Source organism: Nonomuraea guangzhouensis (genome assembly GCF_019396345.1).
Lineage (GTDB): Bacteria > Actinomycetota > Actinomycetes > Streptosporangiales > Streptosporangiaceae > Nonomuraea > Nonomuraea guangzhouensis.
The window spans coordinates 1-5744 of record NZ_JAHKRM010000092.1 but is presented as its reverse complement, the minus strand read 5'-3'; the positions used below and the strand labels follow the sequence as shown (position 1 = coordinate 5744).

6 protein-coding genes are annotated in these 5744 nt (G+C 71.2%); 1 reads left to right on the top strand and 5 read right to left on the bottom strand.

Going from position 1 to position 5744, the window contains the following annotated elements:
- Positions 1-298: 298 nt before the first annotated feature.
- Positions 299-1339 carry an AI-2E family transporter gene (locus KME78_RS63460; RefSeq protein ID WP_308127613.1) on the top strand — a complete coding sequence of 347 codons (1041 nt, stop codon included), beginning with the start codon at positions 299-301 and terminating at the stop codon, positions 1337-1339.
- Here KME78_RS63460 and KME78_RS63455 read toward each other — a convergent pair.
- From KME78_RS63455 to KME78_RS63435, 5 genes are all read right to left on the bottom strand, one after another.
- Complete coding sequence (locus tag KME78_RS63455) at positions 1296-1958, bottom strand: DUF6597 domain-containing transcriptional factor (RefSeq protein WP_219539921.1); 663 nt, start codon at positions 1956-1958, stop codon at positions 1296-1298. The genes KME78_RS63460 and KME78_RS63455 overlap by 44 nt on opposite strands.
- Before the next feature lie 33 nt (positions 1959-1991).
- Positions 1992-2840 carry a hypothetical protein gene (locus KME78_RS63450; RefSeq protein WP_219539920.1) on the bottom strand — a complete coding sequence of 283 codons (849 nt, stop codon included), beginning with the start codon at positions 2838-2840 and terminating at the stop codon, positions 1992-1994.
- Between the two features lie 57 nt (positions 2841-2897).
- The gene (locus tag KME78_RS63445) at positions 2898-4100 is read right to left on the bottom strand and encodes an ABC transporter permease (protein WP_219539919.1); all 1203 of its coding nucleotides are present in this window, start codon (positions 4098-4100) and stop codon (positions 2898-2900) included.
- On the bottom strand, positions 4097-4759 hold the full coding sequence (locus KME78_RS63440) for an ABC transporter ATP-binding protein (protein WP_308127614.1): 663 nt from the start codon (positions 4757-4759) through the stop codon (positions 4097-4099). Before KME78_RS63440 ends, KME78_RS63445 begins: the two co-directional genes overlap by 4 nt.
- On the bottom strand, positions 4759-5744 hold a 986-nt coding region (locus tag KME78_RS63435; protein ID WP_219539918.1), incomplete at its 5' end, for a peptidoglycan-binding protein. The genes KME78_RS63440 and KME78_RS63435, both read right to left, overlap by 1 nt.

Sequence of the window (5744 nt, the reverse complement as noted above, 5' to 3'; positions counted from 1 at the left end):
TTCGTTCATTTCGTTGTGTCTTTATTCTTTCAGCCGCCCGATCCGGTGTCAAATTGACCCGATTCGCATCGACCTTCTGGAATAAACACCGCCCCGTTTCCGGGACAACCCCTCTAACTTACCAGCCATTCGGAGTGACGCGAACGCCCGCTGAATGGATCTAGCTGGAGGTGGCCCCCGGGCGAGACCGGCGATCAACGCCGTCCTCGCGGGACTGGTGAACTCTATGTACGCCTCCCGGAACCGTCAAATCAACGGATTCCCGGTGTCATCCCCTGCCCACGGGTAGGAACCTCGTGTGCCCCGAGCCCTCACCATCCTGGCGGGTATCGCCTGCGCGGTCATCGTTCTGTTCGGGATGCGCGAGGTCGCGTCGATCCTCGGCCCGGTCGTGCTCGCGCTCGTCCTGGTCATCGCCGTCGCCCCCGTGCGGAACCGGCTCGCCCGCGCGGGCGCTCCCGGTTGGGTGCAGGTCATCGTGCCCTTCCTCATCGTGCTGCTCGTCCTGCTGGGCATGGTCGCGGTGCTGACCTTCTCCATCACCCAGCTCGCCTCGCTGCTCCCCGCGTACGCCCCGCAGTTCCAGCAGTTGCTCACCGACGCCCAGAACTTCGCCACCACCCACGGCATCAGCAACGCCCAGCTGAACAAGGCGATCCAGAGCTTCGACCCCGCCAAGGTGCTCGGGCTGGCGCAGAGCCTGGCGTCGAGCCTGCTGGGAGTGCTGTCCAGCCTGTTCCTCATCGTGGTGCTGCTGCTGGCGATGTGCCTGGACACTCCGGGCATGGCCCGGATCATCGCGGCGGGCGAGAGCACCAAGCCGCACCTGGTGGCGGCGCTCGCCACGTTCGCCGACAAGACCAGGCGTTATCTGATCGTCTCCACGGTCTTCGGTCTCATCTGCTCGGCGCTGGACGTCATGGCCCTGTCCATCCTGGATGTGCCGTTGCCCGTCCTCTGGGGGGTCCTCGCGCTGATCACCAACTACATCCCGAACATCGGCTTCGTCCTCGGCCTGATCCCGCCCGCGATGCTGGCCCTCCTCGACGGCGGTCTCAAGCAGATGCTCCTCGTCATCGCCGCCTATATCGCCATCAACGTGGTGATCCAATCGTTCATCCAGCCCAAGTTCCTGGGGGACGCGGTGGGCCTGTCGACCACGATGACGTTCCTGTCGCTGATCGTCTGGGCGTTCGTGCTGGGGCCGCTGGGCGCGCTGCTGGCGATCCCCCTGAGCCTGCTCACGCGGGCGCTCCTCGTGGACAGTGACCCCGGCGCGGGCTGGGCGGCGGCTCTCATATCCGGAGCTCCGCCAGAGTCACCCCGCTCAACCGTTTGACCTCGTTGGCCAGGTGCGCCTGGTCCGCGTAGCCCGCGACCACCGCCACCTCCGCCAGCGCCACCCCCGCACGGGCCAGCTTCAGCGCCCGCTGGAACCGGACCACCCGCTGCAGGACCTTCGGCCCGTATCCGAACGAGGCCATGCTCCGCCGCAGCAGCTGCCGCTCGCTGAATCCCAGCGTCCAGGCGACCTCTCCCACGCTCCGCCCCGCCCGGAGCGCCTCGGCGATCGCCGGCGCCGCGGCGTCGGCGGGCGCGGTCGCCCGGAGCCGGGCCACGATCGCCGCCCGCATGACCGCCGGTCGCCCGCCGGGCACGGAGAACCCCAGGTCCGTCACCGGCACCCGCTGATCACGCAGGGCGTGCACGGGGACGCCGAACACGTCCCCCACCCCGCCCGGCTTGAAGCGGATCCCGGTGAAGGCGTCACCCGCCCGCATCCGCACCGGCATCGGCCCGGTATCCGGCCCCGCCACGAACGCCCCCGAAGGCCCCCAGATGAGGTCCACGCATCCGTCGGGCACCACGAGTTGCGTGCTCTCGGCCTCGTTGACCCGCCGCCACACGCAGGCGACCCGGCCGTCGAAGCCGTCCCCTGGAGGCCGCTCCTCGTACATGCCACCAAGGTACGCACGGCCACCGACAAGAAGTCACAGCCGCCCGTACGCCCGGAGCGTCCGCAGCCGGTGCACGGTGAGGTAGCCGCCCCATTCGTGCTCCACCACGGGCGTCCACATCAGCCAGTTCCCGCGCCAGCCGCCGTCCTCCGCCTGGGCCGCGGCGAGCGCGTCGAGGTGCCGGTCCAGGACGTCCCGCGTGAACAGCGGCAGCCGCAGCGGCGACGGCGCGAAGTCGAGCGGGAAATGCGCCTCGCCGGGCGCTCCGGGGTCGAAGGTGACCGTGGCCAGCAGGGCTTCGCGCAGCCGGGCGAACTCCGCCTCGGCCCGCGACCGGTCAGGCACGAGGTCCAGGAACTGGACGACGGCCCGCGCCTCGTACGGGGTGGTGTCCGAGATGCCGGCGATCGCCGACCAGCAGAAGTCTGTGGCGGGCCCGAGCCACGGATGGTCGACGCCGTGTTTGTGCAGGTACCCGGCCAGCGACGCGGTGGGGACGAGGTTGCCCGGCGGCTCGTCGCCGGTCTCCCACCAGGGCGCACGCGGGGTGTCGCGGACGCTCGGCAGCACGAACGGCACGCCGCCGTCCTTGGCCGTGACGCTGACGAGGTAGTCGCAGGCGGCGGCCACCATCGGATCGTCGAAGGCGTTCAGCTCGTCGAGGATCGAGAACGCCACCTCGACCGGTTCGGGCTGGCTGGCCGCTCCGCGCAGGTCCGGTTCGAGCGCGTTGCCGAAGCCGCCGTCGTCGTTCTGGTAGCAGCGCAGCGTGTCCAGCACCCGCGTGCGGGAGGCGCCCCTGAACAGGGCGCCGAACCTGAGCCTGTCGATCAGCCGCCCGTGCAGCAGCACATATGTCTCAGCCTGGGAAAGCATCTCCATAGCGGCGAAGCTACCCAGGCCGAGCCGGGTTCTCTTGTAAGAATCGGACACGTGCGGTCAAGGCGTGGCCAGCGCCTCCGTGGGCGACATGCGGGCGGCCCGTACGGCCGGGTAGAAACCGGCGATCCCGCCGATGACCAGGGTGGCGAGCACGCCGCCGAGCATGGCCCAGACCGGTACGATCGCCGGCCACCCCTGGAAGCCCGCGTACGCGGCGGTGACGCCGATGCCGAGCACCACACCGCCCACGCCGCCGATGGCCGACAGCAGCAGCGATTCGGCCAGAAACTGCAGCCTGATCTGACCGCGCGTGGCGCCGAGCGAGCGGCGCAGCCCGATCTCGGCCCGCCGTTCGAGCACCGAGATCACCATCGTGTTGGCCACGCCGACCCCGCCGACCAGCAGGGCGACGCCGCCGAGGCCGAGCAGGAGGGCGTTCAGCGTGGCGTCGGTGGCCTGTTTGGCGGCCAGCACGTCCGACGGCCTGGAGACCTCGACCTCGTTGGGCTTCTCCGGGTTGGCGGTGGGGCCCAGCACGTCGCGTACCGCGACGACGGAGGCCTCCTCGGCCCTGGCGTAGATCGTGGTCGGGTAGCCGTCGAAGTCCAGCCGTTCCTCGGCGACCGGCCACCCGATCAGCGCGGCGGTGTCGAGTTCGGGGGCGAGCGGCGCGGCGCCGAGCACGCCGACGACGGTGAACCACTGCCCGCCCAGCCAGACCCGCTGGTCGGGGCCCGCCCGCACGACGCCGAGCCGGTCGGCCGCCTTGGCGCCGAGCACGGTGGCCGGGTAACGCTGGGTGGCCGCGTTCAGCCAGGTGCCGCTGACGATCTGGGCGCCCACGTCGTGCGGCAGGTCCAGGCGGGCGGCGGTGACCGAGATGCTGCCCGACTCGGCCGCCGGGATGTGGTCGTTGCGGTAGACCTTGGCGGGCGTGGTGCCTGTGGCGGTGACCGAGGTGACGGGGGCGATCTGCTCGATCATGCCCTCCGCCTCGGCGGGCAGGTGGGAGCCCGCGCCGAAGAGGTCCTGGCCGGGTGAGACGGTGAGCAGGTTCGTGCCGAGCGATTCGAGCTGGCGGTTCAGGTCCTCCTGGCTGGAGGCGGAGATGCCGACGACGCCGAGCATGGCCGCGATGCCGATGGCGATGCCGAGCGCCGACAGGAACACCCGCAGCGGCCTGGCCCGCAGGCCCGCCCCGCCGACCCTGACGACGTCGCGCGGGCGCAGCCGGGCTGAGGTGAGGGTGGTGGCGGTCATGCTCTGACCCCCTCCGCCACGAGCCCGTCGAGCATCTCGACCTGCCGAGGGAGCGAGGCGGCGATGTCGCGGTCATGGGTGATGACGACCACGGTGGTGCCGCCCGCGTGCAGCTCGCGCAGCAGGTCCATCACGCCCGCGCCGGAACGGGAGTCGAGGTTGCCCGTCGGCTCGTCGGCCAGCAGCAGCCGCGGTCCGCCGACCACGGCACGGGCGATCGCAACCCGCTGCCGCTCGCCGCCGGACAGCTCGTGCGGGCGGTGGCCGAGCCGGTGCCCGAGCCCGACCCGGTCGAGCGCCTCGTAGGCGCGCAGGCGGCGCTCACGCAGCGAGGGCCCCGCGTACAGCAGGCCGTCGGCGACGTTGTCCAGCGCGGGCACGCCCGCGGCGAGGTGGAACTGCTGGAAGACGAAGCCGATGACGTTCGCCCGCAGCGCGGAGAGCTGCTTGTCGGTGAGTGTCAGCACGTCGTGGCCGGCGATGCTCACGGTGCCGCTCGACGGGCGGTCCAGGGTGCCGATCATGTTGAGCATGGTCGACTTCCCGGAGCCGGACGGGCCGACGATGCCGACGAGCTCGCCGTACTCGATGCTCATGGAGACGCCGCGCAGGGCGGCCACCTCGCCGTACTCCTTGCTCACGTCGCGCAGCCGGACGATCACTTGGGCACCGCCACGGTCGCGCCCTCCTGGACGCCGTCGACCTCCACCTTGCCGTCGGCGAACATGCCGACCTCGACGGCCGCGTACCGGGTGGTCCCGCCCTCGACGACCTGCACGCCGTAGCCGCCTTCCGCGAGGGCCAGCAGCGCTCCGACGGGTACGGCCAGCACGTTCTCGCGCTGGGCCGACACGATCGTGACGTCGACCGGGGCGGCGTCGAACGGCTTCTTCAGCCCGCTCACCGACACCTCGACCTCGACCGTGGTGGTGGCGTCGGCGCCGGTGCCCGTCTCGGTGGCGACCTTGCCCACGCCGGTGATCTTGCCCTTCACGGTGGAGCCGTCGGGCAGCTCGACCGTGGCCTTGAGGCCCTTCCTGACCAGGTGCGCGTCGGCCACGTCGAGGTCGACCAGCACCTGGCGGGTGGTGCCCGTCGCGGTGAGCACGGGTCCCGTGCCGCCGGCGCCGAGCGTGGTCTTGAGGTCGGCGACGCGCAGCGGCCCGCTCTCCACGACCACGTCGGCGGGCTGGACCTCGCCGGTGACGTCCAGGCCGAGGTCCTCCTGCCAGTCCTCGACGGCCTCGCGGGTGGCCCAGGTGTACTCCTTGTCGACGTCGAAGCCGGTGTAGCCGAGCTTGGCCAGGTTCCGCTCCAGTAATTCGACGTCCTTGCCCTCGACGCCGTCCTTGAGGACGCGATAGAGGGGCGTACCGCCGTAGAGCAGGGGGCGGCGGTCGGCGTCGATGCTGTAGACGGCCTTGCCTCTGGTGATGGTGGAGCCCTCCGCGGGGAGCCAGGTGATCGTCCCCTGGGACTTGGCGGTGACGGTGAGGGTGTCGCCGTAGCCGAGCGTGCCGTCCACGGTCTTGGTCTCGGTGAGCGTCGTACGGGTCACCTTGGCGGTCGCCGGGGGCGTGCGGCCGGCGACGGCCGTACCCGAGCCGTTGCCGCCGAAGCCGATGGCGGCGGCCGCGACGGCGG